The organism is Acidisphaera rubrifaciens HS-AP3, from assembly GCF_000964365.1.
GTDB lineage: Bacteria > Pseudomonadota > Alphaproteobacteria > Acetobacterales > Acetobacteraceae > Acidisphaera > Acidisphaera rubrifaciens.
This window is the reverse complement of the sequence record NZ_BANB01000033.1, coordinates 1-3070: the sequence shown is the minus strand read 5'-3', so window position 1 is coordinate 3070 and position 3070 is coordinate 1. Positions and strand designations below refer to the sequence as shown.

At 72.1% G+C, this 3070-nt stretch carries 3 protein-coding genes; all 3 read left to right on the top strand.

Translation table 11 applies throughout. The features are described 5' to 3' along the window. The coding region (locus B8460_RS01110; protein ID WP_148360215.1) for a penicillin acylase family protein at nucleotides 1-1585 on the top strand (1585 nt) is incomplete at its 5' end. Then, nucleotides 1582-2115, top strand: coding sequence for an RDD family protein (locus B8460_RS01105; protein WP_048859725.1), 534 nt, complete (start codon nucleotides 1582-1584; stop codon nucleotides 2113-2115). The genes B8460_RS01110 and B8460_RS01105, both read left to right, overlap by 4 nt. After that, on the top strand, nucleotides 2103-2912 hold the full coding sequence (locus B8460_RS01100) for an arginyltransferase (protein ID WP_048859724.1): 810 nt from the start codon (nucleotides 2103-2105) through the stop codon (nucleotides 2910-2912). The genes B8460_RS01105 and B8460_RS01100 overlap by 13 nt, the downstream gene beginning before the upstream one ends. Nucleotides 2913-3070 lie beyond the last annotated feature (158 nt).

The following is a 3070-nucleotide window of genomic DNA, read 5'->3' as shown; positions in this document are numbered from 1 at the left end:
CTTCACCCTGCCGGACGAGGCGTCGAACGAATGGGCGGTGGACGGCGCGCATTCGGCGACCGGCGCGCCGCTGCTGGCCGGCGACCCGCATCTGGCGTTCTCGCTGCCGGGCATCTGGTACCTGGCGCGCATCGACACGCCGCAGGGCGTGCTGGCGGGGGCGACCGCGCCGGGCGTGCCGTTCCTGGTGATCGGGCGCAACCGCCACATCGCCTGGACCTTCACCACCACCGGCGCCGATACCGAGGATCTGTTCATCGAAACGCCTGCGGGCCCGGACGCCTATCAGACGCCGGACGGGCCGCGCCCGTACGCGCTGCGCGAGGAACGCATCCGGGTGCGCGGGGCGCCGGACGTGGTGATGACGGTGCGCACGACGCGGCACGGGCCGGTCATCAGCGACCTGCGGCCACCGGGCGCCAAGGGGCCGATCCTCGCCTTGTCGGCGGCGGCGCTGCAGGGGACGGATACCTCGCCCACCGGGCTGCTGGCGCTGAACGAGGCGGACAGCGTGGCCGCGGCGATGGCGGCGGCGCCGCTGATCAGCGCGCCGGTGCAGAACCTGCTGATCGCCGACCGCGCGCATGTCGGCCTCGCGGTGACCGGGCGCGTGCCGATCCGCCGCGCCGGCGACGGCAGCATGCCGGTCGAGGGCGCGGACGGCGCGCATGACTGGACCGGCTATGCCGAGGGCGATGCGCTGCCGCATTTCCTCGATCCGGCGAGCGGGCGGCTGGTGAATGCCAACGAGCCGCTGGTCGGGCCGTCCTTTCCGGTGCTGATGTCGCGCGACGCCTTCGGCGACTGGCGTTCGCAGCGCATACGCCAGTTGCTCGACACGCGCCGCCGGCACGACGTCGCGGAGTTCGCGCGGATGCAGCGCGACGTGGGCAGCAGCTTCGCGGCGCAAATCCTGCCGGCGCTGCGCGGGGTGCATCCCGCGACGCCGCTGGGGGCGCGGGCGCTGGCGCTGCTGACGGACTGGGACGGGCGGATGGCGCTGCGCCAGCCGCAGCCGCTGATCTTCAACGCGTGGCTGGTGGCGTTCGAGGCGCGGCTGGCGCAGGCCGACGCCATCCCCGGCACGGCGCCGGTGCCGTGGATCGAGTTCGTGGCCTATGTGCTCTCGCCGGACGGGGCGGGCTGGTGCCCCGGCGGATGCGAGGCGCTGATGGCACAGGCGCTGGATGACGCGGCGACGGGGCTCGCGGCACGATGGGGCGACGATCCGTCGCTGTGGCGCTGGGGCGCCGCGCATCAGGCGGTGTTTGCCCATCCGCTGCTCGGCCGGCTGCCGCTGATCGGCCGGTTCGCGGTGGCGCGCATCGCCGCCCCCGGCGACGACACCACGATCGACCGCGGCGGCATCGGCGCCGGCTTCGACGCGGTGCACGGGGCGTCGTACCGCGGCGTCTATGACCTCGCCGACCTCGACGCGAGCCGCTTCATCGTGGCGCCGGGCCAGTCGGGCAACATCTTTCGCGCCCATGCCACCGATTTCATGCAACGCTGGCGGGATGGCGATACGATCGCCCTGGCCCCATCTACCGGGTCGGGCGTGGAGGATGCGAGGCTGCTGCCATGATCAACCGGATGAATGCGTATGCCGAGCCGGATGCGGTGCTGACGCGCGGGGTGATCGCGCGGCGGATCGAGGCGCTGCTGATCGACCTGGTGCTGATGGCGGTGCTGGGGGCCGTGCTGTGGGTGTTCTGCCTGATCTTCGGCATCATGACCCTCGGGCTCGGCTGGCCGCTGTTCCACCTGCTGCCGGCGCTGCCGTTCGTCTACACGGCCGGGTTCGTGATGAGCCCGCTGAGTGCGACACCGGGCCAGGCGCTGCGCGGCCTCGCGGTGCGCCGGGCCGACGATCTCGGGCCGCCGGAGGTGTGGCAGGCGGTGATCTACACCGCCGGGTATTACGTGACGGCGGTGACGAGCGGGCTGCTGTTCCTGATCGCGCTGGTGACGGAGCGGCGGCGGGCGCTGCATGACCTGGCCGCCGGGGTGGTGGTGGTGCGTCGCGCGGCGCTCGCGGACGGGGACTGGCGCGCACCGCCATTGACCGGCCTCGGCGGAGCCTGGAACATACCGACCGGAACATGGCCTCGGTAACGTACAAGCCCCCGCGCCGGCCGCAATTCTTCTACACCACGGCACCGCTGCCGTGCCCCTATGTGCAGGGGCGTACGGAGCGGAAGGTGGTGACGGAGATCACCGGGCCGGACGCCGACAACCTGCACGACCGGCTGTCGCGCGCGGGCTTCCGCCGCAGCCACAACATCGCCTATGCGCCGGTCTGCCCGTCCTGCCAGTCCTGCGTGCCCATCCGCATCCCCGTCGCGGTGTTCCAGCCTGGCCGCACGCTCCGCCGCGTCGCGCAGGCCAATGCCGCGCTCGAGGGGTTCGAGGTGCCGGCGCGCGCGACGGCCGAGCAGTTCCAGCTGTTCCAGCGCTACCAGCAGGCGCGGCACGGCGACGGCGACATGGCGACGATGAGCTTCTACGACTACCGCGCCATGGTCGAGGACACGCCGATCGAGACCTTCATGGTCGAGTTCCGCGAGCCCGACGACCGGCTGATCGGCGCCTGCCTGACCGACCGCCTCGGCGACGGGCTCTCGGCCGTGTACAGCTTCTTCGTGCCGGGCGAGGAGCGCCGGTCCTATGGCACGTTCTCGATCCTGTGGCTGATCGAGCGGGCGCGGGCGATGGACCTGCCCTATGTGTATCTCGGCTACTGGGTCCCGGAGAGCCGCAAGATGGCCTACAAGGCGCGGTTCCGGCCGAGCGAGATCCTGGTCGGCGGCACGTGGCGGCTGCTGACGGATGCCGACACGGCGACGGGCACGGCGCGCGACGAGGCGTCGGTGTCCGAGGGCGGCGTCCTGGTGGGCGAAAGCGCCGAGTAGGCAGGACGCGCCCGGCAGGGTTTGCCGGGCAGACGCCGCGACGTCTTCCAAGTCATTGATGCGACACGCCCTGCCCCCTGGCACGGCCGTTGCGCCGTGCGTCCGCATGACGAGCAGGACGAGAGGCGCGCGATGAATATCGGCAATTCGATGATGAA

Coding starts and splice junctions, on each gene's coding strand:
- B8460_RS01100 (WP_048859724.1), top strand. CDS start 2,103: ATGGCCTCGGTAACGTACAAGCCCCCGCGCCGGCCGCAATTCTTCTAC.
- B8460_RS01105 (WP_048859725.1), top strand. CDS start 1,582: ATGATCAACCGGATGAATGCGTATGCCGAGCCGGATGCGGTGCTGACG.